Source organism: Nostoc sp. CENA543 (assembly GCF_002896875.1).
Lineage (GTDB): Bacteria > Cyanobacteriota > Cyanobacteriia > Cyanobacteriales > Nostocaceae > Trichormus.
This window is the reverse complement of the sequence record NZ_CP023278.1, coordinates 2,705,196-2,727,852: the sequence shown is the minus strand read 5'-3', so window position 1 is coordinate 2,727,852 and position 22,657 is coordinate 2,705,196. Positions and strand designations below refer to the sequence as shown.

22 protein-coding genes are annotated in these 22,657 nt (G+C 42.8%); 8 read left to right on the top strand and 14 right to left on the bottom strand.

Annotated features, from left to right (window positions below; translation table 11 throughout):
- Positions 1-2: 2 nt before the first annotated feature.
- From CLI64_RS11335 to CLI64_RS11305, 7 genes are all read left to right on the top strand, one after another.
- Positions 3-1,652: a DUF4091 domain-containing protein gene (locus tag CLI64_RS11335; RefSeq protein WP_103137328.1), complete on the top strand. Its 1,650-nt coding sequence runs from the start codon at positions 3-5 to the stop codon at positions 1,650-1,652.
- A 123-nt stretch (positions 1,653-1,775) separates the two neighbouring features.
- Entirely contained in the window at positions 1,776-2,963 is a 1,188-nt protein-coding gene (locus tag CLI64_RS11330) for a glycosyltransferase family 4 protein (protein WP_103137327.1), read from the top strand.
- A 110-nt stretch (positions 2,964-3,073) separates the two neighbouring features.
- A complete protein-coding gene (locus CLI64_RS11325; RefSeq protein WP_103137326.1) occupies positions 3,074-3,727 on the top strand; it encodes a sugar transferase in 654 nt (217 codons plus the stop codon).
- A gap of 120 nt (positions 3,728-3,847) precedes the next feature.
- Positions 3,848-4,576: a WbqC family protein gene (locus CLI64_RS11320; RefSeq protein WP_103137325.1), complete on the top strand. Its 729-nt coding sequence runs from the start codon at positions 3,848-3,850 to the stop codon at positions 4,574-4,576.
- Positions 4,577-4,626: 50 nt separating this feature from the next.
- Positions 4,627-5,304, top strand: a complete 678-nt coding sequence (locus tag CLI64_RS11315) for a PIG-L deacetylase family protein (protein ID WP_103137324.1) — start codon at positions 4,627-4,629, stop codon at positions 5,302-5,304.
- Positions 5,305-5,318: 14 nt separating this feature from the next.
- A complete protein-coding gene (locus CLI64_RS11310; RefSeq protein WP_103137323.1) occupies positions 5,319-6,479 on the top strand; it encodes a DegT/DnrJ/EryC1/StrS aminotransferase family protein in 1,161 nt (386 codons plus the stop codon).
- A 56-nt stretch (positions 6,480-6,535) separates the two neighbouring features.
- Entirely contained in the window at positions 6,536-8,740 is a 2,205-nt protein-coding gene (locus CLI64_RS11305; protein ID WP_103137322.1) for a polysaccharide biosynthesis tyrosine autokinase, read from the top strand.
- Positions 8,741-9,026: 286 nt separating this feature from the next.
- Here CLI64_RS11305 and purU read toward each other — a convergent pair whose 3' ends face one another.
- Entirely contained in the window at positions 9,027-9,881 is an 855-nt protein-coding gene (purU, locus tag CLI64_RS11300; RefSeq protein WP_103137321.1) for a formyltetrahydrofolate deformylase, read from the bottom strand.
- A 280-nt stretch (positions 9,882-10,161) separates the two neighbouring features.
- Here purU and CLI64_RS31545 point away from each other — a divergent pair, with 280 nt between their 5' ends.
- Complete coding sequence (locus CLI64_RS31545; protein ID WP_225977564.1) at positions 10,162-10,338, top strand: hypothetical protein; 177 nt, start codon at positions 10,162-10,164, stop codon at positions 10,336-10,338.
- Between the two features lie 42 nt (positions 10,339-10,380).
- Here the strand turns inward: CLI64_RS31545 and CLI64_RS11290 are convergent, their stop codons facing one another.
- The 13 genes from CLI64_RS11290 to CLI64_RS11230 form a co-directional block, all read right to left on the bottom strand.
- Positions 10,381-11,001 (bottom strand): DUF4340 domain-containing protein, encoded by a 621-nt coding sequence (locus CLI64_RS11290; protein WP_103137319.1) that lies wholly within the window; start codon positions 10,999-11,001, stop codon positions 10,381-10,383.
- Between the two features lie 122 nt (positions 11,002-11,123).
- Complete coding sequence (locus tag CLI64_RS11285) at positions 11,124-12,884, bottom strand: Gldg family protein (protein ID WP_103137318.1); 1,761 nt, start codon at positions 12,882-12,884, stop codon at positions 11,124-11,126.
- Between the two features lie 134 nt (positions 12,885-13,018).
- A complete protein-coding gene (locus tag CLI64_RS11280; protein WP_103137317.1) occupies positions 13,019-13,831 on the bottom strand; it encodes an ABC transporter permease in 813 nt (270 codons plus the stop codon).
- A complete protein-coding gene (locus CLI64_RS11275; RefSeq protein ID WP_103137316.1) occupies positions 13,832-14,824 on the bottom strand; it encodes an ABC transporter ATP-binding protein in 993 nt (330 codons plus the stop codon).
- A gap of 272 nt (positions 14,825-15,096) precedes the next feature.
- Complete coding sequence (locus CLI64_RS11270) at positions 15,097-15,354, bottom strand: hypothetical protein (protein WP_157943255.1); 258 nt, start codon at positions 15,352-15,354, stop codon at positions 15,097-15,099.
- A 120-nt stretch (positions 15,355-15,474) separates the two neighbouring features.
- Entirely contained in the window at positions 15,475-15,747 is a 273-nt protein-coding gene (locus CLI64_RS11265) for a hypothetical protein (protein WP_103137314.1), read from the bottom strand.
- Between the two features lie 10 nt (positions 15,748-15,757).
- Complete coding sequence (locus CLI64_RS11260) at positions 15,758-17,209, bottom strand: hypothetical protein (protein WP_157943254.1); 1,452 nt, start codon at positions 17,207-17,209, stop codon at positions 15,758-15,760.
- Positions 17,210-17,264: 55 nt separating this feature from the next.
- Positions 17,265-18,404 carry a tail fiber protein gene (locus tag CLI64_RS11255; RefSeq protein WP_103137312.1) on the bottom strand — a complete coding sequence of 380 codons (1,140 nt, stop codon included), beginning with the start codon at positions 18,402-18,404 and terminating at the stop codon, positions 17,265-17,267.
- A 29-nt stretch (positions 18,405-18,433) separates the two neighbouring features.
- Complete coding sequence (locus tag CLI64_RS11250) at positions 18,434-19,675, bottom strand: hypothetical protein (RefSeq protein WP_103137311.1); 1,242 nt, start codon at positions 19,673-19,675, stop codon at positions 18,434-18,436.
- On the bottom strand, positions 19,675-19,962 hold the full coding sequence (locus tag CLI64_RS11245) for a hypothetical protein (RefSeq protein WP_103137310.1): 288 nt from the start codon (positions 19,960-19,962) through the stop codon (positions 19,675-19,677). Before CLI64_RS11245 ends, CLI64_RS11250 begins: the two co-directional genes overlap by 1 nt.
- 5 nt (positions 19,963-19,967) lie before the next feature.
- Positions 19,968-20,837 carry a hypothetical protein gene (locus CLI64_RS11240; RefSeq protein WP_103137309.1) on the bottom strand — a complete coding sequence of 290 codons (870 nt, stop codon included), beginning with the start codon at positions 20,835-20,837 and terminating at the stop codon, positions 19,968-19,970.
- A gap of 3 nt (positions 20,838-20,840) precedes the next feature.
- Positions 20,841-21,488 carry a phage tail protein gene (locus CLI64_RS11235; protein ID WP_103137308.1) on the bottom strand — a complete coding sequence of 216 codons (648 nt, stop codon included), beginning with the start codon at positions 21,486-21,488 and terminating at the stop codon, positions 20,841-20,843.
- A complete protein-coding gene (locus CLI64_RS11230; RefSeq protein WP_103137307.1) occupies positions 21,488-22,657 on the bottom strand; it encodes a baseplate J/gp47 family protein in 1,170 nt (389 codons plus the stop codon). Before CLI64_RS11230 ends, CLI64_RS11235 begins: the two co-directional genes overlap by 1 nt.

The following is a 22,657-nucleotide window of genomic DNA, read 5'->3' as shown; positions in this document are numbered from 1 at the left end:
AAATGTTTTCGATTTCTCAGGGTAAGAGAAAATTTATTTACAAGTTCAAGATTCTCATCTGGATTTTAGGGACGACTTTAGCCTTATATACCATTTCCAGTTTAGGAATATTAGCCAATAATTCCTCATCAAAAGTTCCCCTGATCTGGGTAAGTTCGCCTATGGAAAGAATAGGGAAAACGGGTAAACCAGAAAGTGCGACTGAGATTCAGCTTTATGCAGCCCGTGGGGAATATGAATCATTTCAGATTAGTATTCATGCACCAAATGGTGGTCTAACAAATGTGAATATTTCTGTGTCAGATTTATTGAATAATAATCAGGTAATTTCTCAGAGGAATATTACACTATACCGTGAACATTATGTTTACGTCAGCCATCCTAGTCTTAACGAAATAGGGAGTAATAACCCCTCTCTCGGTCGGGGATGGTATGCGGATGGACTGATCCCCTTTGTGAATCCTGAAACTCAAGCAGAGCTTACAGGGGCTGAATTAGACGCAGTTCCATTCAACCTCAAAGCTGGCAATAATCAACCTATTTGGGTAGACATATTTGTGCCGCGAGATGCTAACCCAGGACAATATCAAGGCACATTTACAGTTACCAGTAACCAAGGAATCAGCACAGGTAAAATCCGCTTAAAAGTTTGGGACTTTGAGTTACCTATCAAACCATCACTCAATTCAGAATTTGATTTATATGAGCATGAAAATAAACCGGAAATGATAGAAATCCTCAAACATAAAATCATGCCTCAAGCACATCACAATCCAGTAGATGAACGTGAATTGATTGACAACTGGGGACTCACTTCCCATCGTCTTCCTTTTTGGAGTGGGGCTGATTTCAATAATTGCTCTATGACACCGCCTCCTTCTGTGGATGAGATTCACAAAGCTACTACCAAACATCAATCCGATCTGTTTTTATACGCCAGATATGCCGATGAAATTGATAGGTGTTCAAATTTAATTGCACCTGTCAAGCAATGGGCGCGAAATTTTCATAATGCAGGTATCTCAACTGCTATGGCAATTGCTCCTACACCTGCGCTGTATGATGATGGTTCGGGAACTGGACGTTCAGCAGTAGATATTTGGGTGGTATTACCACAAATGTACGATGCAAATCCACAACGAATATCTCAGGTGATGCAAAAAGGAGACAAAGTTTGGTTTTACAACGCTTTAGTACAAGATGATTACTCTCCTAAATGGCAAATAGACTTTCAACCAATAAATTATCGGATTCCCCACGGCTTTATTAATCAAAGTTTAGGGCTAACAGGGGTGTTATATTGGCGAGTTGATTTATGGACAAAAAAACCCTGGAAAGATGTGCAAACTTATGAGCAGAACTATCCAGGGGAGGGAATGTTAGTCTATCCTGGAAAGCAGGTAGGAATTAAAGGAATTGTCCCTTCCATGAGGCTCAAGTGGATCAGAGAAGGGGTAGAAGATTACGAATATATCGAGATATTGAAACGCCTTGGCCGTCAGAATTGGGCATTGAAAGTTAGTCGTAGTGTAGGTCTTAATTGGAAGACATGGACACGCGATCACAAAATTCTGGAATCAGCCCGTTACCAATTAGGCGAGGAGATAGAAAAACTTTCTAGACAATCAAGATTAGCAAACATATCTGAGTAAAATTCTCTCTCAAAAGTTTTTCGACAAGTAAATGCTAGTTATAATCTGCCATTTTGACCACTATAAATATATGAAAATGCCCTAAATTAATGAAAAGAAAAAAATATCTTATACCAATTTGCAATGATATTAAATAATTATCAAAATTCTGCAACTACTGTTTGGCACATTGGGGGAGAAGATATCCGCTTTCGTATTCCTTTGTTGCTAAAACTTCGGGCAAAAGGTTTTAATGTTGGGGCTGTTGGTTCTGAAGATGGAAATACTTTTTTAGAACATCAAATTCCCTATTTTAAATACACTTTAGATCGAGGAATTAACCCTTGGGCTGATATTAACTCCCGTATCCAACTTTTTAATTTATTTAGTCAGTACAAGCCAGATATTATTCATGCGTTTGATACTAAACCAGGTATCATTGCACCGATGATGGCAATGAAAGCCGGAATCCCTGGGCGTGTGCGGACTATAACTGGAATGGGCTATGTTTTTTCTTCTCAATCAATTTTAGCCCTTGCCCTCAGACCCATATATCGTTACCTCCAGCGTCAAGCTGCGGTAGCTACTGGAATCACCATATTTCAAAACAATGACGATCGCCAATATTTTCAAAACCATAAAATGATACAAGATGGCCGGGATGATTTGGTGTTGGGATCGGGTATTGATGTCGAAGCACTGATCAAAAAACGTCCCCAACCAGAGGAACTGGCACAAATCCGAAAAGCATTAGGTTTAGAAGAACAGCTTGTAGTCACGATGATTTCCCGTCTGGTTGTGTCTAAAGGGGTAAGGGAATATCTTCAGGCTGCTAACATCGTCTGTCAGCGTATGAAAAATGTCACGTTTCTCTTAGTTGGGCCTTTAGCTTCAGAGGGAAGACAAGCCGTATCCATGCAAGAAGTTCAAAAGCAAGCGCAGACTGTTCGCTATCTCGGCCCTCGTAATGATATTCCCAGTTTGTTGAGTTTAACCGATATCTTCGTGCTGCCGAGTTATTACCGTGAAGGAGTTCCCAGGGTGTTATTAGAAGCTGCAACTATGGAACGGCCTCTAATTACAACTGATATGCCTGGTTGTAAAGAGGTTGTACGAGATGGTTGGAATGGTTTACTGATTCCTCCCAAAAATCCCCAGGCTTTGGCTACAGCAATTCTGCAACTTCTCAGTTCTCAAGCACAAAGAACCTTAATGGGACAAAGAAGTAGGTTACACGTTCACCAGCACTTTAGTCTTGATCAAGTAGCAGATGCCTATGCCAATATCTACCACCGAGTTTTAAAGCAACCGAGTTTAGCTATCAGAAGGTAAAAACTTTTAGCTAATCCAGCCAGGGAATCATTTTGCAAAGGGTGCAACGCCAACATATTTGCTCTATCCAAATGCAATAGTTTCTCAACCTACGAGGCTAGGAGAATTTTATGCACAATCAAAAGACGATCAAGCGTCTATTCGATATTCTTTTTGCAAGTTGTGTACTATTTGTTACCTCTCCACTAATCTTCATTGGAGCCTTGGCAGTAAAATTAACTTCTTCTGGCCCGGCTTTTTACAAAGCCAAACGGGCTGGATTAGGAGGTAAGCCATTTTATATGCTCAAGCTGCGAACCATGCGTGTTTATACAGATACCTCTGATCGCAAGATTACAGATGCAGTTGACGATCGCATTACTCCTGTTGGTAAATGGCTACGTAAACTCAAGATTGACGAATTCCCGCAGTTTTGGAATGTACTCATTGGAGATATGTCAATTGTGGGGCCGCGTCCTGAAGACTATGATATTGTGCAGAATTATTACACTGCGGAGCAAAGACGCATACTCAAAGTCCGCCCAGGTATAACTTCACCAGTTGAAGTGCGTTGGTATCCTGACTTGACTTATCACGATTTACCACCCGAAGGTGTATCAATACAAGAACACTATCTTAAAAGACATCTGCCCATACAGGTGAACGAAGGCTTGCGTTATATAGAACGGCAAAATATTTTTCTTGACTTGCAAATCATTTTCCAGACTTTTTACTGCATATTAATTCATTCCTGGCTACCTCCAAAAAGGCAGTCAATTTCTTAAGGGGATTCCAGATCAAAACTATCCAAAATTTAAGGTGCATCAACCAATTTTTGATTTTAGATTAGCCCAATTGGACTTGATCAGGTTCTTCTCCAACTACTTAAATTACAAAGGTGTGTCATGTCTATTTGTGTGATTAGCCAACCAAGATTTTTTCCGGGACTCCATTATCTTCACCGCATGATGGTGGCGGATATATTCGTTATTTTCGACACAGTTCAATTTAACCCACGACATGAAGAAAACCGTGCCAAACTAAAAACTAGCCAAGGAACACAATGGTTAACTATACCAATACATAAAGTCAGTAGAGAACAACTGATTCGTGATACTTGTATTAGTCAGAATCAACCTTGGCAGACTAAAACAGCAAGAATACTTCAATCTATCTACAGTAAAACTCCACATTATAAAACTTATGAACAGGAGATATTGAGTATTTTCACAAGACCTTATGCAAGCCTAACTGAGCTGAATCGAGCTTCGTGGGAACCTGCATTAAGACTTTTAGGAATTACCTGTAATTTTGTTTTAGCTTCGGAAATTCCAGTGACAGGAAAGGGGCCGCAACTACTATTGGATATTTGTCAATATCTGGGCGCAGATACATACCTATCTGGCGGGTTTGGCAAAGAATATCTTGATGTTGCAGAATTTGCAGCAGCAGGAGTGGAGGTGAGATTTCACGAATATGAATATCCTATTTATGAACAACAATACGGCGATTTCATTCCCTTTCTTAGCTATCTAGATATGCTTTTTAATGTTGATTTAGATGCTGAAAAAATCATGGCTGGAGGTAAGATAGTTGCGCCTAATTTGAGTCAAGCTTATTCCTTATCACATTGAAAAATTTTCCTGATCAGACTTATACAAAAACCTTTGATTAAATATCAAAAATGTCAAAACAGATTTTAGTGATTGCTGCACACCCCGACGATGAAATTTTAGGCATCGGTGGCACTATTGCGCGGCATATTAGTCAAGGTGACAAAGTTGTCATAGCATTCATAGCTGATAGCGGAACAGCACGGTATGAAGATGAAACTATCAATTTAATTAAAGGTTGTGCAATTGCAGCTGTGAGTAAGTTGGGAATTGTGGAAACCGATATACGATTTGCGGGTTTTGCCGATCAAATACTGGATACTTTGCCTATCATTAAGATTACACAATGGATTGAGCAAGTTGTGCAGGAGATTAAGCCACAAATTATATATACTCACCATCGCGGAGATATTAATAGAGATCATCAGGTGGTACATGAAGCAACTTTAACAGCTACTCGTCCCTATAGTGCATCCTTTGTTGAACGTATTCTTTGCTATGAAACCCCATCAGCTACTGAATGGGCTGGGCCTTATGTTGAAAACTACTTTGTCCCCAATGTTTTTGTCGATATTTCATCGCATCTGGAAAACAAATTAAGAGCGATGTCAGCATACAAGACTGAACTACGGGCGTTTCCTCACCCTCGTTCGCTAGAAGCTTTGCATACTCGTGCAGGTTACTGGGGAAGCATCATTGGTGTTGCTGCTGCCGAGCCATTTATGTTGGTGCGAGAAATTAAACGTTGAATATCAAAGGGAAAATGAACAAATTTATACCATTTGCGCTACCAGATATTGGTGAACAAGAAATTGCGGAAGTAGTTGATTCTCTGCGTTCTGGCTGGCTGACAACCGGGCCAAAAACCAAACGTTTTGAACAAGATTTTGCGGAATTTGTGGGTAATGGTGTAGAAGCGATCGCTGTTAATTCTGCGACATCTGGATTACATCTGGCTTTAGAAGCCATAGGAATTGAGCCAGGAGATGAAGTCATTACTACGGTGCATACTTTCACTGCTACCGCAGAGGTGATTCGTTACTTGGGGGCTAATCCTGTCTTTGTTGATATTGATCTGACGACTTTGAATATTGACGTTACCAAAATTGAGGCGGCGATTACTTCTCGAACAAAAGCTATTATGCCTGTGCATTTTGCGGGATTGGCTTGTGATATGGAGGCAATTTTGCAGATTGCTCAAAAGTATCAATTGAAAGTCATCGAAGATGCCGCCCATGCTATCCCAACCACCTATCAAGGTCAACTGATTGGTAGCTTAAATAGTGATGTGACAGTCTACAGCTTTTATGCCACCAAAACTATTGCCACAGGGGAAGGAGGGATGTTAGTCACTCGTAACCCCGAAATCGCCAAAAGATGCCGCATCATGCGCTTGCATGGGATTAATCGGGATGCGTTTGACCGCTACACTGCAACTAAACCCTCATGGTACTACGAGATAGTTGCCCCAGGGTTCAAATATAATATGACCGATATTGCAGCTTCCCTGGGTATCCATCAGTTGAAAAAAGTCTGGGAACTACAAAAACAGCGAAAAGCGATCGCCAATCGCTATGATTTAGAACTAGCGAACTTGCCATTACATCTCCCCGCAAAACCTCCTAACGAAGACATTCACTCTTGGCACCTCTACGTAATTCGTTTAGACGACTCTGTAAAAGTCAGTCGCAATACCTTTATTGCACAAATGGCTGCAAAAGGAATTGGTTGTAGTGTCCATTATATTCCTTTGCACTTGCAACCTTACTGGCGTGATACTTATAACCTCCGCACAGAACAATTTCCTTGCGCCTCATATGCCTATGAACGCATAGTTAGTTTACCAATCTACACAAAAATGACCGAATCCGATCAAATTCGCATCATTGAAATTGTCAAGAAAAATTTAAATTGCTCTGAATAATCACCCTTAAGCCTCAGCGTCTCTATTGGCAATCTAATTATCAACTTGCATGAATTATGGAAACCCAAGAAAACTATTTCTCTTTCGATAATTATTGGCACATATTAAAACGTCGTGGATTACCTGCAACATTGGTTTTTATACCTGTTTTATTGGCGGCTTTACTAGCTATATCTTATTTGAGAAAACCCGCTTATTTGGCAGAAGCCAAAATCAAGTTGCAAAGGACAAATAGCACCTCTACCATAACTAGTGTCGGAACACAGATAAGTAAATTAGAACCTTTAGTACAAGATAACCAAACTAGTCCTCTCAATACTGAAGCTGAGGTAATACGTTCCAGACCATTTGTAAAAATAACAATCAAACAACTTAATCTGAAAAATCATCAAGGTCATACTTTAAAAATACAAGATTTTCTCAAAAACCTCAAAGTTGAAGAAGTAAAAGGTACTGATATTCTGCGAATTTCTTACCATGATACTAATCCTGAAACTTCTGTAAAAGTTGTGAATACTCTCTTAGAAATATATTTAGAACATCATGTATATTCCTTGAGGAGTCAAGCCGCCGCATCTCGCAAATTTATCGAGAAACAACTGCCAAATGCAGAATTAGTGCTTCTACAAGCAGAAGCCAGATTAGCCAATTTTAAAGAAAAGCACAAAGTTACTAACCTACAAGAAGAATTAACCAAAGCACTAGAAGTTATTACAGACCTGCAAAAACAAATTAATGCTTCCCAATCTAAAATTGCTGATACTGAGGCACAATCTCAAAAAATTCGTCAACAACTCGGTATGAACTCACAACAGGCTTTACAGATGACTTCTATTAGCCAGACTTTAGGAGTACAGAATATTTTTCAAGAAATTCAACAACTAGAAGCTAATCTCGCCGCTAGACGTGTTGTTTTGCAAGACACACATCCACAAATTATTGAATTAACAGAGAAATTATCTTCATTAAAACAACTATTACAACAACGCATATACCAAGCTACAAATACAAATAATTTTCCAGCGAATCAGAACATACAATTGTCACAGTTACAGCAAATATTATCCGCCAAATTAGTAGAATTAGAGTCCATTCGTCTAGGTGCAGTCAATCAAGTTGCTACCTTATCTAATTTACAAGTGAATTATAAAAAACGGCTAAATAGTTTACCCAACTTAGAACAACAACAGCGTCAGTTAGAGCGCAAAGTACAAGCTGCTCAAGTTACCTATTCATTGCTGTTAGAAAAGCTACAAGAAAGCCGCATTGCAGAAAACCAGAATATAGGTAACGCCAGCATTATCGCTCTAGCCGAGGTAAATGAAGAACCGATCAATTCGCCAGTAATTTCATATTTACTGGCTGGTTTATTAGCTTGTCTAGCGTCTTTAGCAACTGTATATATTTTGGAATTAAAAGATAAATATCTTAAGACTATTGATGAGGTAAGAGCGTTATTCGGTTTGACTTTATTAGCTGTAATTCCTGCTGTTAATAGACTACGAAAATATGCTGAAGATAGTGAAAGATTAGAGTATTCTGACCAAAGAATTATTATTAGAGATTTTCCTCGCTCTCCTATCAGTGAAGCTTACCGGATGCTGAGAGAAAATCTAAGATTTATCAGTGCTGATAAACAGTTAAAAGTAATTGTTGTTACTAGTTCTGTATCTCAAGAAGGGAAGTCTACAGTAGCGGCTAACTTAGCGACAGCCATAGCACAAAAAGAACATCAAGTATTACTCATAGATGCAGATTTACATCACCCCATGCAGCACAAAATCTGGGATATCAATAATAGTCAGGGTCTGAGCAATGTGATTGTTGATCAAGTAGGTACAACAACAGCAATTAAAGCAGTTATGGAACATTTGGATGTCCTGACTGCTGGAGTAGTACCGCCTAATCCTGCTGCGCTTCTAGATTCAAAACGGATGGCGACTTTAATTGATAAATTTGCGGCTAAATACAACTTCGTAATTATTGATACTCCGGCTTTGAATCTTGCTGCTGATGCTGCTACTTTAGGGCAAATGGCTGATGGTGTTTTATTAGTAGTTCGTCCTGGAGTGGTAGATTCAGTTAACGCTAATTTTGCTAAGGAATTTATCGAAAAATCTGGTCAAAATGTTTTAGGAATGGTGGTGAATGGCGTGATTCCTCAAAATGAACGCTATAGTTATTACTTTGCTGAAGAAGATTATCCACAAGAAAGTATTAAGGTGCCTTTAACCACTATAGGCAGACGTTTATCCAGGTAATCAAGTAGGTTGGACTGAGCGATAGCGAAACCCAACAAAGTGTTAGAGGAGGTTGGGTTAAGGAACAAAACCCAACCTTGTATATTGAGAGAAGTAGTAGGGACTTCATTCCTTAGATGAGGACTAAAGCCCTCTCTACGAGACGCTGCGCGTAGCTTGCTTCCCCGTAGGGGTACACTACAAACTATTGTCTGAACCAAACTGTATTGCTATAGAATCATGACTTTTGCAAGAGGCCGAATGTATAATTAGGTGTTTTTTATTTGCCTTTTGCTATCTATCAAAATCATTCAAAGACTACTGTACGATTACCGTACACTAACACACGATTTTGGAGGTGGAGACGTACTGCTCTGGCTAATACGACTCTTTCTAAATCTTTGCCTTTTCTGATTAAATCTTCTACTTCATCACGGTGGCTGACTCTCACTACATCTTGTTCAATAATCGGCCCTGCATCTAATTCCGCAGTGGCATAGTGAGCAGTTGCACCAATAACTTTAACGCCTCTTTCAAAGGCGCGATGATAGGGGTTTGCTCCTACAAATGCGGGTAAAAATGAGTGGTGAATATTAATAATTTGCGGAAATTTATTAATAAAATCTGGACTAACAATTTGCATATATTTAGCTAAAACTACTAAATCAATTTTGTATTTTTGTAGTAGTTCTAGTTGTTGAATTTCTTGTTCTGCTTTATTTTCTTTATTAATGGGAATATGATGAAATTCTATCCCAAATTGGTCTGCAACTGTTTTTAAATGCGGATGGTTGCTAATAATGAGGGGAATTTCCGCCGCAATTTCTTGGGCGCGTTGTCGCCAAATTAAATCATAAAGACAATGGTCTTGACGACTAACCCAAATGGCTATGCGGGGAATCGTATCAGAAAAATGCAGTTCCCATTTAGCACCTAAAGGTTGAGCTATAGCGTTAAATGCAGGGCCAATTAAATCTCGTGGTAGATTAAACCCATCTAGTTGCCATTCAATGCGGGAGAGAAATAAACCGGCGGCAAAATCTGTATGTTGATCAGCATGAATAATATTACCACCGTTGGCGTAAATAAAATTCGCTATTTTAGCGACGAGTCCCTGTTGGTCTGGACAATAAATCAATAAAGTCGCCGTTGAATTGCTCATGATTTATGTAGAAGAGTTACTCTTATTTAAGATATCTATCTTAAGATGTATTGACATGAAAAAGTAATATCTTATGCTGCTTAAGTGATGATTACCAGTAAGTATGATCACATTATAAACATCGATGAATTAAGACCACATCAGTATGCAACTTGCAGTGCATTATGCAACTTCTCTATTCCACTTTTCTCCTATTGTTTATATCGCGATCATATTTTACCTAGCAATAGCTTATTTCTTGTTGAGGAAATGGTTATTTTTCTTTCTTGAAGATAAAGAAATGAGCGATAGTCAGCGTTCTATATCGCGTGTGATTCTCTTCATTGCCACTATATTTTGGCCGATTATAGTTCCCATCGCTTACATTGAGTTATTAAATTTACACATGAAATACAAGAAAGAAATTGATTTATTGATCGGTCAAACAGATGCTAGAACAACAGATGAAGAATTTTAAAAGAGAAATTGATGTTGCTGTTACTGGTACTTTTTGATCTAATTACTGACTTTGAGTGGGAGTAGGTTGAGGTGTATTTGGTGTAGGCTGTGGTTGTACCGGAGTTTGAGGTTGTTTCCACTCAGATAATTCGCGATTAACTGCGTTTTCAAAGTCGGTAGAGACTAGCAGCACATTGATATTACCATTATTGGGTGTAGTGGGGTCAACTTGAGCGTAGATAAAACTACGATTAAAGTTAGATTTACCCAAAATAATTTGGTGATTTTTTTGATTCTTCAGTTTGATATCAATAGTAGCTTGGGGTTTGTCTAAGCCAAATTCCCCAAGTTGATTAGGGGGGGTAGGAACAGTGCGATCGCTCTTACCTTTAACTAACAAATCCATTAAATAAGACACAATAGCATCATTTGCTGGCTCTGACACCGGAGACTTCAGCAACCATTTAGGGTTAGGTTGGGTGTTGCGTTCTAAATTCAGGGTTAGCTTTGCAGTTTTAACCGTCAAAGCCTGCACATCATCTTCAGCGAACGAGAAAATTTTCTGCTGATTTTCCTTAGCTTCCTGACGTTGAGTTGCACCTTGAATTTCATAGAAGTAGACAAACCCACCCAAACCCAACGCCAGCACTACTAAAATTAATGTCGTTTTTGGTAGTTTCATAGTCAATAGTCAATAGTCATTAGTCATTAGTCATTAGTCAGCACTCATTACTTATTACTTATTACTCATTCTTCTACCTTGTCTACCTTGTCTACCTTGTCTCCCAGTCCCCAGTCCCTTCATCACCGACGTTTCCACCAAACTGCGGCGGCGGAAATAAAGCCAATTAGGGGTAAAACTATCAACGCAGATAAAGTGAGGAAGTTGGCTTGGGCTATTGATATATTGATGCGGCGGTTTTTGGGTTCTTTGGGTCGAATGGAAAGTGGTTGTTGGTCTTGCTGACTTAGCCAGGTGACTGAGTTGAGGAAGACATCTCCATTGAGTTGCTGTTTGAAGATGTTGTCTGTGGCAAAATCGGAGTTTCCTATTACTACTAACCTTGACTCTTTGGCTGGTGCTTCTGGCTGTTGTGCATCTGGGGAAGTAGCAGTGGGAGTTGGACTAGGTTGAGTTGTAGTTGTGGGTAAAGGTGTAGGTGATGTGGTGGGAGTTGCTGTACTTTGTGGTGTGGGTGGTGTGGTTGGTGTTGGTGTTGGACTAGCTGTGGTAGTTGTGGGTAAAGGTGTAGGTGATGTGGTGGGAGTTGCTGTACTTTGTGGTGTTGGTGTAACTGGGGGTGTGGTGGAGATTTTTTTGGTTAAAGCTACGCCTAAAGTTAAAGGCCCTTTGATGTCTTTATCGGGGTTAAACTCTAATTTCTCACTTTGGAGGTCGCTTTCTGCCCAACTATCAGGATAGGGTTTAGTTTGCAACAGAGGGGTAGACTGTACACCAGCGACGGGGGTAATTTGCAAAGGTCTAGCTAGGCGATAGAAAGAAATTCCGTTACCAAAATCTTTAGTAATGGGATGTTGACCATAACTTGTAATGATGGGTGCAGCAGGGCCAAGTCCTACACCAGCACCGGAGACATCGACGGCTAAACGATTATCTAAACTTACACCCCATTCTTGTAGCAAGCTGTTAAGGTTAGGGTTAGTGTTGGGGTCAATCATGAGTAGGACGTTACCACCACGATTGAGATAATCTTGTAAAGCTTTGACTTCAGCTGGAAATAGTTCCTTTTTCGGGCCAGCCACCACCACAACATTAGCATCATCAGGAACTTTGGCGTTGGTGGTGAGATTTAAGGCTGTAGCGGTGTAATTTCTATCGCTTAAACCTTGGACTGCTTGCGTGATACCTCCTTCACCACCCGTAATGGGATGTTCGCCGTGACCTTGGAGGAAGTAAACTTTGGTAGTGCGATCGCTGTATAGTTGTTGTAGTTTATTTGTTAACTTAATCTCTGAAAGACGTTCATTAACGTTAACTGATTGCACTAGTTGCCGCTTCTCGCCAGATTCTAGATAAACTTCGCCATAATCTTTCACACCAAATTTTTCTGCTAATCCTGGTCTACTTTGAGGGTCAACATACTCAAACTGAAATTTACCACTTTGGCGACGGTAATTTTCTAACAGTTCCCTATCTTGAGGATTTTGAGTGACATCAAACACCCAAATTTTCAGAGGTTGATTGAGTTGACGCACTAATTCCTGTGATTGTGGTGACAGGCTAAATAATTGCGTATCTGTTAAGTCTGCGCGTAATTGGTAACGCGTGGAAAGAAAATTAATTAAACCAACAATTACCAACACAGCGATAGTTGCAACTAAAGCATTAGCACCAGCTTGGGTAGAACGTTGTTTCCACCACTGACTGCGCTGGCTTTGCCAAACCAACCACAATACACAGATAGTAATCCCTAAAATTAGCAGCACTAGGGGAACAACGCCCCAACTGTCAGCTACTAACCCAGTAGTTAAACCAGCCGCCGTAAAAAACGGCCCTAGTAAAAATAAATATTTCCAAAGTTGTTTTTGTTTAATGGTAGTCATTAGTTATTAGTTATTAGTCATTAGTCATTAGTCAATAGTCATTAGTCATTAGTCATTAGTCATTAGTCATTAGTCGTCATTAGTCATTACTCCAATGCCCAATGCCCAATGCCCAATGCCCCATTCCCAATCCCCTATTGCCTCTGAAATCTTAACGCGTCAATTGATTGGGCGGTGAGGAAGATGCCTAAGAATATGTAACTACTAAATAAAACTAAAGCACTGCTATCAAAGATGCCTTGAATGAGGGTGTTGTAATGTTTGAGTAGGGAAAAATGACCGACGATTTCACCGATGGGGCCGCCGATGTTTCTGGCGATTAAGTCAATAAATAACAGCAATATTACTACAGCAAAGGTGAAGACAGCCGAAAGCAGGGTGCTATCTGTTAGGGAGGAAATAAACATCCCTAAAGATAAAATTGCTGAGGCGAGTAAGATTAAACCCAAATGTCCCAATAGGGGAATTGTGGGTGCAAGGGGTGGGTTGGAACTGCTAATGGCGATCGCTTCAAATACCATTAACGGCAAAATTAAGGTGGTGAAAAATGTCACTACTCCTAATAATTTGCCGACAGCCACAGCCCAGTTAGTCACAGGGGAGGTGGCTAGGAGTTCTAGGGTTCCGCGTTTGCGTTCTTCGGCGTAGAGTCCCATTGACAGAATTGGCAAAATAAATAACAACAGCCAACCCATACGGTCTAAAAAGGCTCGGATAAATTCATAGGGTACATCAATCGGTGGGACTGGTACGCCAAATTGTTGTCCTTGTGCATCAATTAGGGCGACGGCTGGTAAGATGCCATCCGGCCCTAGTAAAATCATCACCAAAAATAAGCCAGCGATGAACCAAAATACGCCTGCGATCGCATATGCTAAAGGCGAGACAAAATAACTTTGTAACTCCCGGCGATAAATGGCAATAATGTTACTCAGGACTATACCCATTTACGCTGCTTCTCCTTCGTTAGCTGCTGATTCGTCAGTTGTGACTACGTTTTTCTCTTCTGTGGTTAGTTGCAAGAATACATCTTCGAGGGTGGCACTAACACGCCGCATTTCATGCAAATTAAATCCAGACCGAATTAAGGTTGTGGCTATATCTTTTCCTGGTTCCCTTCCTGGCTGTGACAACACCCGCAAGTAAGCACGGTTGTCTCTGGGATAATTTACAGGTACAGATTCTACTAAACTGACATCGGCGATATTTTGCAATACTTGTTTGGCTAAAGCGGCTTCTCCCTCAATTTCCAACTCATAACCTGCACCAACAGTCAACTGTGTCATCAAATTTTCTGGTGTATTGGTTGCCACTACCTTACCGCGATTAATGATGGTGACGCGGTTACAGGTCATGCTGACTTCTGGGAGAATGTGGGTAGAGAGGATGACTGTGTGTGTTCCGGCGAGGCTTTTAATTAAGTTGCGGACTTCAATAATTTGCCTGGGGTCAAGTCCCACGGTAGGTTCATCTAAAATGATGGCTGGAGGATCATGCACAATCGCCTGAGCAATCCCCACCCGTTGGCGGTATCCTTTAGATAATTTGCGAATAATTACCCGCCGCTTTTCTTGTAAGTTACAGCGTTTGATGGCTACATTCACTCTAGCGGCGCGATCGCCTGCGGGTATACCTTTAATATGGGCGACAAAATGCAAAAATCCCTCCACCGTCATCTCTGGATATAACGGCGGTGTTTCTGGTAAATAGCCGATGCGTTGACGCACCGCCAGGGAATTTTCATGGACATCAAAGCCTGCTATCTTGGCTGTACCGCTACTCGCCGGTAAATAACCCGCCAAAATCCGCATAGTTGTGGTTTTTCCTGCGCCATTTGGCCCCAGAAATCCTACAATTTCCCCAGGTTCGACGCTAAAAGTCACATCAGTAATCGCTGGGGTAGAACCGTAAGTTTTACTCAGATGTTCAACTTCAATCATAGATTTCGTGACGCGCCCCATCGCAGGCGATCGCAACTTAAACTAGGGTACTCAACAATGGTGACATTTTACCGCCACGCTTGAATGAGTGCGAAACTAATCGCTGACTGCTTGACGCTAGATACTCCCTACAAGTTGCCACTTTAGCAGAAATTTCTCAGTGCTGAGTAATGAGTAATGAGTAATGAGTAATGAGTAATGAGTAATGAGTAGTTTCTCAACAATAAACTGCCCTAAATATGGCTTAAGCTTACGGCAAAACGGGTACCAATTTATCTACGTTTTGGAGTAAGTGCGTCTTTAATTCCATCTTTGATGTCGCTAAGCGAGTCTTTAATCTCCCTTGTGCTCTCGTGGTAGTCATCCACAAACTTTCTAAATGCCGTAGAGAATGTTTCCATTGCTTCGGTCTGTGCCTTCTGCCTTTCAATCCAGCCAGCTATGGCAGGTTTTAACCCCAGCCAATGTGCGATCGCTACCGCACCGACTAGGGTTAGGACTACACCCAACCCCACGCCGCCTGACTGCACTAGAATCTGGTCTATTATATGCTCCTGCGCTTTAGGAGTAATTGTTACTATTGCTGTTGTATTATCCATTATTAAAACCTTTTGTTATGTAAAACCCCTCCAGAGGTAGAGGGGTGCTGACTAGACTATTTCAATGGGTTGAACAATTTCACCGTTTACCATGCGTTCACCGCCTGAGTGAAAATCCACACCCTCAACTAGTTGTGTGATGCGGTCAGGCTCAAACTCTGGGGGCATAACCTCTACATAAGGATGTTCATCGTTCATGTTGTAGAACGCAACATATCTATGAAGTCTTATCCAGGCTAGGCGTGTAGAAAGGTCAGACCCGCTACCGTCTGGTCTTGGTGTTTCAACTTCTACCCACATCCGTCCAAAATATTCATTAGCCATAATTTTCTCCTTAAGCAGCTCTAAACCAAATAAGAGGTTGTTGTGTACTAAACACGTAAGATGGCAAAGTCGTGGGTAAACTTCCTGTATAAGTTAGCGCACTGATAAAGATGGCTTGGTGAGCTACAGACCCAACCGAGCTATGCCCAAATACGTCAGCATCGTTTATGACGTTATTAGAACAGGAGCAGTTGAAGCTAGCCGACGGATTTACAAGAAATATGTAAGCACCAGGGTTTACCGTGATAGGTGTAGTTAAAGCTGTTGATGTAGCACCACCAACAGCATTAACAGCTATAACTCCAAAGTCTTGTACTAAGCTTCCTGTTTCAAAGTTGTACAAACCAACAACGGCATTAACCCCTGCTGAAGTGACGTTAATACCAACTTGGTCTATAGTTACTCGGCGACGGATCTGCATAAACATTCCACGCCCTACGTTTGCCGCCATTGTTTGTGCGTTAACAGCAGTAAATTTGCTTGAGTAATAACGCCCAACCCCGGCTAAGAACTGTGAAGTTCTTTCATCCTCGTTGACCCAGTTAGTCCCGTTGTAGACTATCCTCTGACCGACGTATGGCGAGGTTATAACAGGGCTAAACCCTCCGCCCCCACCACTCCCATTACTTGCAGCCGTTACTCTACCTTTTGCATCGACTGTTATGTTGGCGTTGGTGTAGCTGCCGGCAGTTACTCCAGTAGTACCTAGCGTCGGGTTGGGGTAAGTTCCAGTTAAGTCACCACCAGCCGAGCCTGTAGGTGTTCTTGAGTCAGTTAGCCTACTGTCGCTAGTCCTAACTATATTGCTAGGTATCTGCGTGTCTGGTACAAGTGTGCTGGCATCTAAGCTAGCTACACCATTGACTGCACCTCTAGTAGAAGCTAGTAAGTAGGAGCCCAGCGTGCTGCTAAGACTTGCACTAGTTACATAACCTGACAGGGTAGACGACAAGCCAGATGTGGTTACATAACCCGATAGCGTGGTAGTTAACCCACCTGTAGTTACATATCCACTTAACGCGCTTGTGTCAGCCTTCCCAGCAAGGGCAGTATCTACTTCACTCTTGAGGTAAACTATCGGGTCAGCATCCGTTGTGTTGGTTTTCACCCGCCCTGCAGCTGTGGCTGTAGCTAATGGCACTGTCCCGCCGCCTGAACCAACCTCATTTAATATGTAGGTTATTAAACTTTGATACTGTAGATCTGCTGAGTCCACGCCACCATCCTCCAAAACGCTCAACTCTAAATCCGATGTACCCACAGGAACGACAGTGTCAAAGAATGTGCCATCTGGCAGGGTGATGCGATACTGACTGGCGTTCTCGCCTTCCTCGTTACACCATAAGGTGAACTCTACACTGCCTTGTGCGTCGGTGTAGTAAACATCAGCATCCTTGGGAAAAATAACACCCCCAACGTTGCTACGCTGGAGGTGTTGAACTTTTACGGGCTGCCGCGCCATTGGAACCTGCCCAACTCCCATGAAGTTGGCAGTTATTTTTCTATAAGTAGCCATGTTAAGTCTTGATTATAAAATTGCAGGAGATACTTGGCTGGCAGTTGTTGTGGGCTGCCCCACCGCCTTGGGGGTTAGTAGTAATCCCTGTGCTAACAGCAGTAATTGCGAGATTAGCTTTATTTGTCTGGATGGAAATGCCTGTACCTGACGAGGCTACTAAGTCAGCTCCTGATAGGTTCTGGTTGATATACCCCTTTCCACCTGTATCTTCACCAGTAATAGCTACACCATTCTTGGATAAGAACCCGTCTGTCTGTTCACGTTGGTTGGAGCCGCCATCTGTGGTATTTGCATATATAGGATGTTTATGTCCTAAATCATTCACGCCGTGGTTATGCCCGTTGTCAACAATAGGGTGGGTATGAGGGGTTTCTGTTATCCCGTGGACGTGAGATGGGGTCTCAGTAACAGTTAAGGTATGATTCTCTGCCCCGAAAGTTTCACCAACTGTTCTTGTAGTTAACCCCGCACCAGCACCAGCACCCACACCAACCCTGCCTCGTCTATCAGGAACTCTAAAGTTACCACCGCCAGCGTCAAAAGCTGGGCCAAGTGCAGCCGCCAATGCAGGGTAAGTTGCAATGGGGTATGTCGAGCCATCTTGCCACAACCAGCCTACAGGTAAAGTAGAGCCCCAATACTCCATACCCATACCAGACTGAAATGTAGCTGTAACTGGGATACTAGCGGGCTGTACACGGTCTACAAGCTTGTCTCTTAGGTCTGTAATAGACCCAGAAACAGTGCCGCCTGCAGTAGCCACGCGAGCCATAGGAAAGCACTCGTTAGGGAGTAAAGTGCCCTGCTCAACAGCCCCACTAGAGTTGACATAAATAAAGCGGTTGCTGTTGTCTGGAATGTTTATAGTTCCCGACGATAAGGTAACTACAACACCACTGGACAATAGTACAGACCCACCTAAATAACCAAAGGTTAGTCCAGTGTTGTGACTAACCTTTAGGCGGTCGTAGAAGTTGTAAAATCTATTCTTTATCTGGTCTGGAGCGTCTGATAAATCCTCGTCTGGTAGGTTATCACCTGAACCTATAGCGTCTAGACCAGAGAGATTTGGATAAGCTATCTGGTTAACATCCTGCGCCGTGAGGATGTCCCCATTTTGGAAAATTCGACGTGACATATCACCATCCTAGAATATACTAAGCAGCGTTATATAGGTAATCTAAAACCCCACCAATTTGTTGTTGCTGCTACGGCTCTATAAGTGAAAGTAGTTCCAAAAGTTCTTAGAACTAAAGAAGCTGAGTGCCCTGCATTTAGAGGGATGAGTTGAGTAGATAAATTCACATGAATACCTGTATTAGCTAGTAATATTACCTCTCCTACCCTTCGATAAAAAGAACCGTTGATACGAAGTTCAACAGCTATCACTCTTTGATTAGTATCGAGGTTTTGAAGGTAAATACCGCCTCCAACTAAATAGAATCCGCTAAAACCAGACGGACATACAAAAGTACCGCCTGAGTAGGCGTTGTTAGTATCTAAGTTTTCACCATTAAAAATAACAGTGTAATTGTCTGTGTTCTGGGTTTGGTCAGCGTTAGCAAAAACATTCCACGCCGGTCTACTCAACTGCTGCACAAAAGCCGTATTAGCTATCTGAACGGTAGCAGTACCGTTAGTTGCGGTGGGAGCTACCGGTGTTCCAGTTAAGTTTGCATCGCTGATGTTAGGCGCAGTCGAGTTAGCTTTGGCAGCTACGCTAGTCTGTATGGTTTCAAGAATGTTGTAGACCGCATCTTGACTGGGTGCAAGCCCGCTAGCGCTCCAACCGGCACCGTAGGCAGCACTAGAACCCAACACTAAAGACCCAGACGGCTCTAATGGTAACTCCATCCAATAGCTTGTGTTTGTGGGCACAAAACCTGTAAATGGGACGGTCTGGGTGGCTATGAAGGCACGGTTGAGGTAACTTACAATATCTCCCCGCTTGTAGGCGGTGGCGTTGTTGTATGCACCTCGTGGGTTTACACCTCCGATACTACTAGCCAAACTGGGGTCGCCTGCAATCACGCGAGCAATGCGTAATGCACCTGTTGCCAGGGTATCTGACACATAACCTGTTGGTGCTAGGTCTGCTAGGTCTACGCTGGCTATATTAGGAACTACCGCATAGAAGGGAAAAGGCGATAGTTGGTCTTCGCTGAAGACATCAGGGCTCGTGGAGATTCTAGGAAAATACTCGAAGAGGTACGAGACGTTCTTAGTTTCGGTCTCCTCTAAGTTTGTACCGCCTGGCACAGCCCCAGAAGGGCAGAGAACTTCTATAGGTTTTGGTAGGTATACAGTCTTAGGTGCGGTGTCCTTAACAGTCCCAGAGACTAAGGTAACAACCAGTTTACCTGGGACTACCGCCGCACCGTTGGAGAAGGTTCCAGTAATCGTAGTCATTACTCTAAATACTCCGCGTACAGTTCTAGTTCTTCGTCAGTTAGGTGCAGCCAGAGATTCCAGTTACCACCCAAGTACCTGGGATTATCCCCAGACGCAGTCTCGTTTAGATATTGCATGAACCCAGCGTAGTCGTAGGCAACAACTTCTCCAGTAGGAAAGGGAGGATTAGAATACTTGAACTCCCAGATCACCCTCTCCATAACTAGGTAAGGGTTGTAGAAATAAGCTAGGTCTTCGCGTTGTCTAACCTTTGCACGGGTGCGTTCAGGTATAGATATAGTCATATGCTTTACCTCAGGAAGTTCAGGACGACTTCGTTAGCTGCGATCGCGGAGTTGTCTGTTAACCCAGCCCCTGCTGTGATGGCAAAGCGCAGCGCAGTACCAAGTCGAGCATAAACAGGTAAAGGTATAGTGATAGTTTGTCCAGGCGGCAAGCCGATGTTCAGGTTGGGTGTAGTTGTACCCATCGTCACGGTAGCAGCGTTAAATATCTTCAGGTAACGCCAGCTTGCGGAAGTGTTTGAGGCAATAATTGCAGACAGGGTGGTAGGGGTTGTAGATACAGCCGTCAAGTTGTTTGTAGCTGCCGAGACGTATGGGTTGAAGGTTGTTAAACCGCCCACATCGGTGTTTGGTGTGATGCTGTTGATGTTGGCATTTACTCCCAGCCTACCTGGCATATCACGGCGCAGAAGGCAGTCTAACGTCACGCTACCTGTGCCTAAGCCGGTTAACCTAGCTCTGAAGTACCGTGCCAAGCTTGTAAAGACCCTAATACCTGTGCTGGTAATTGTAGTAGCTGATGGTGTTGTACCTGTGTTGGAGATATCATAGCCAGCCACAGGTAGCCAGATAGAGTTATCATTACTAGCTTCGATTGTGACAACGTTACCAGAACCGGCTTGAGTGCAGGAAACCACGGCACTTAGAAACCCTAAGCAATCTACGCTAAAGAAAGTACCTGTGGTTGAAAGAGTAACAGGGGCAGTGTAGCTTCCGTCTACCTGGTTCACTGGCAGAGCGTTAGTGCTAGTAACGTCAGCACCGCCGACCTGCAGGGTGGTGTTTTGGTGAGGTGTGTGAATACCTCCAACCTCTGTCGTGCGGACAGTCTGAGAGACCCCCAAGCCGTCTTTAAGGATAATATTATTGGGCATAAGTTATAAACCTAATAGTAAATAAGCACTGTTTGTTGGGTCGCTGAAGTCTAGCTCAGTGTTTGTCTGGTTCGCAGCTCCAGGGAAGTCAGAACCGGTTATGGTGTCACGGTAGGTAACTTCGCTCTCACACCAGACATTACCAAATAGGTAATTTATCTTTCTCGCTAACTGGAACTCTTGACCATTAAAGGGATATCGGCGGGGCAGAAGTATCTTGTACTCCCATGCGCCATCGCCCAGTCGGTCTATACTGACTTGTGAACTCCCCAAGATAAATGAGCTACCTTCCCAAATCTCGTGCTGAATGTTAAGTGCATCTAGGACAAAAGATATAGACTCACGCGTGCCTCGTTTAGCCCAGATGATGGTGTAGGCATTAGCCAGCAGTAGACGCTTGCTAGCCTCTGGCCAACCCCTGTCCCAGTACAAGCTGCTAAACCCAAAAAGCGGTGCTATCTGGTCGAGCCATACGGCATCACAGGTTGTAGGATTTAGCTGTCTGGGGATGCTATCTACTAGTGTTTTTGTACCAACCAGTAGCTCGTCAAAGAACACTGTGAGCCAGTCAGCTACTTGATTATCCTGATAGACATCTGGCAGGCGACTAAATATTGGTCTACCAGTGTCCCACGCTTCTTTTGTGTCCATTACTCAGGCTCCCCAGCACCGCGCAGAATCTCAAAAGCTACACCTTCATCGTTCACCAGGGTCATGTTCAGGCTAAATGCACTAGGCAGGGTATAGGCGTTAGGTAGTGGAATATTAAGTGGCTGGTCATTAAGTAATAAACTCTGGATATCTCGGATAGCCCCAGTTCCCCGCAGAACGAACTCTACCTCATTTAGAAGTACATCTTTGTCTAATTCATATTGAGAGGGGTTTAGGTAAGCTGTATACGCTTCCCAGAGTTCATCTGCTGTGGCTTCTGGTTCACGTCCAGGTGCTAACCGGCATATCAGGTCAGCCGAGACATTTAGAATCTCCATTGGGCTAACAAACAGGCTGGAGCCGAGGGGGATTTGGTCAGCTAGCAGGCGTTGTATCTGTACAATCTGGGCACTGTTAGCAGGCTCCTGGTTAGCATTTAGTACAAACAGGTGTATAGCCCCGCGTTGTTGAGTTACCCTGTTGGCTGCTAATAACCCAATAGCACGGCAGCGTGAACCAGCCCCTAGCTCAGTCTCTACGAGGAACTCAAAGTCAGAACTAGAGATAGGCGCTCGCACGCGGAGTTGTGTTAGACCACGGGTAATTACCTCGTCGTCAGTTTCAGCGTCGGAGCCGCCATTAGCAGCTTCTAGATTGGTTACACTGCCCAGAAATGTCAGTGGGTTAGGAATACCAATCAATGTGAAACTAGAGACGTTGTAGGCTGAACCTGTAGCCTCTGCGGTTGCTGTAACGCTACCTGTGGTTAGTCCAGGTGGAATAGTTAGTGCAGTGTCAGTGAGGAAAGATAAACTCCCCGTACTGTCTATAACTTCAAACCCCGCAGGTATAACAAAACTGTTAGACAGTGGTGTAGTAAGTGTAAAAGTTAATGTAGCTGCGGCTTTCGTGCCAAGACGACGGGTTACGCCAGCCACCTTCAAGAAGTCAATAATAATAGCAATAGGCAAGCGGTTTACGTGATAGAGTAGCTCACTCGCAGCGAACGCTTGACCCTGTATCAAGGCAGCAACGGGGCTATTCTCAGTGAAGTCGTCTAATGCGCCGCCGGAGGCATTGAACACACGAACCTGTGCAGCCTCTACGATTTGCTCTTCATCACGCTCATCTAAAATTATCGAGTTAAGAGTTTCTGTAATATCTGACAT

Coding starts and splice junctions, on each gene's coding strand:
- CLI64_RS11335 (WP_103137328.1), top strand. CDS start 3: ATGTTTTCGATTTCTCAGGGTAAGAGAAAATTTATTTACAAGTTCAAG.
- CLI64_RS11330 (WP_103137327.1), top strand. CDS start 1,776: ATGATATTAAATAATTATCAAAATTCTGCAACTACTGTTTGGCACATT.
- CLI64_RS11325 (WP_103137326.1), top strand. CDS start 3,074: ATGCACAATCAAAAGACGATCAAGCGTCTATTCGATATTCTTTTTGCA.
- CLI64_RS11320 (WP_103137325.1), top strand. CDS start 3,848: ATGTCTATTTGTGTGATTAGCCAACCAAGATTTTTTCCGGGACTCCAT.
- CLI64_RS11315 (WP_103137324.1), top strand. CDS start 4,627: ATGTCAAAACAGATTTTAGTGATTGCTGCACACCCCGACGATGAAATT.
- CLI64_RS11310 (WP_103137323.1), top strand. CDS start 5,319: ATGAACAAATTTATACCATTTGCGCTACCAGATATTGGTGAACAAGAA.
- CLI64_RS11305 (WP_103137322.1), top strand. CDS start 6,536: ATGGAAACCCAAGAAAACTATTTCTCTTTCGATAATTATTGGCACATA.
- purU (WP_103137321.1), bottom strand. CDS start 9,881: ATGAGCAATTCAACGGCGACTTTATTGATTTATTGTCCAGACCAACAG.
- CLI64_RS31545 (WP_225977564.1), top strand. CDS start 10,162: ATGAGCGATAGTCAGCGTTCTATATCGCGTGTGATTCTCTTCATTGCC.
- CLI64_RS11290 (WP_103137319.1), bottom strand. CDS start 11,001: ATGAAACTACCAAAAACGACATTAATTTTAGTAGTGCTGGCGTTGGGT.
- CLI64_RS11285 (WP_103137318.1), bottom strand. CDS start 12,884: ATGACTACCATTAAACAAAAACAACTTTGGAAATATTTATTTTTACTA.
- CLI64_RS11280 (WP_103137317.1), bottom strand. CDS start 13,831: ATGGGTATAGTCCTGAGTAACATTATTGCCATTTATCGCCGGGAGTTA.
- CLI64_RS11275 (WP_103137316.1), bottom strand. CDS start 14,824: ATGATTGAAGTTGAACATCTGAGTAAAACTTACGGTTCTACCCCAGCG.
- CLI64_RS11265 (WP_103137314.1), bottom strand. CDS start 15,747: ATGGCTAATGAATATTTTGGACGGATGTGGGTAGAAGTTGAAACACCA.
- CLI64_RS11260 (WP_157943254.1), bottom strand. CDS start 17,209: ATGGCGCGGCAGCCCGTAAAAGTTCAACACCTCCAGCGTAGCAACGTT.
- CLI64_RS11255 (WP_103137312.1), bottom strand. CDS start 18,404: ATGTCACGTCGAATTTTCCAAAATGGGGACATCCTCACGGCGCAGGAT.
- CLI64_RS11250 (WP_103137311.1), bottom strand. CDS start 19,675: ATGACTACGATTACTGGAACCTTCTCCAACGGTGCGGCGGTAGTCCCA.
- CLI64_RS11245 (WP_103137310.1), bottom strand. CDS start 19,962: ATGACTATATCTATACCTGAACGCACCCGTGCAAAGGTTAGACAACGC.
- CLI64_RS11240 (WP_103137309.1), bottom strand. CDS start 20,837: ATGCCCAATAATATTATCCTTAAAGACGGCTTGGGGGTCTCTCAGACT.
- CLI64_RS11235 (WP_103137308.1), bottom strand. CDS start 21,488: ATGGACACAAAAGAAGCGTGGGACACTGGTAGACCAATATTTAGTCGC.
- CLI64_RS11230 (WP_103137307.1), bottom strand. CDS start 22,657: ATGTCAGATATTACAGAAACTCTTAACTCGATAATTTTAGATGAGCGT.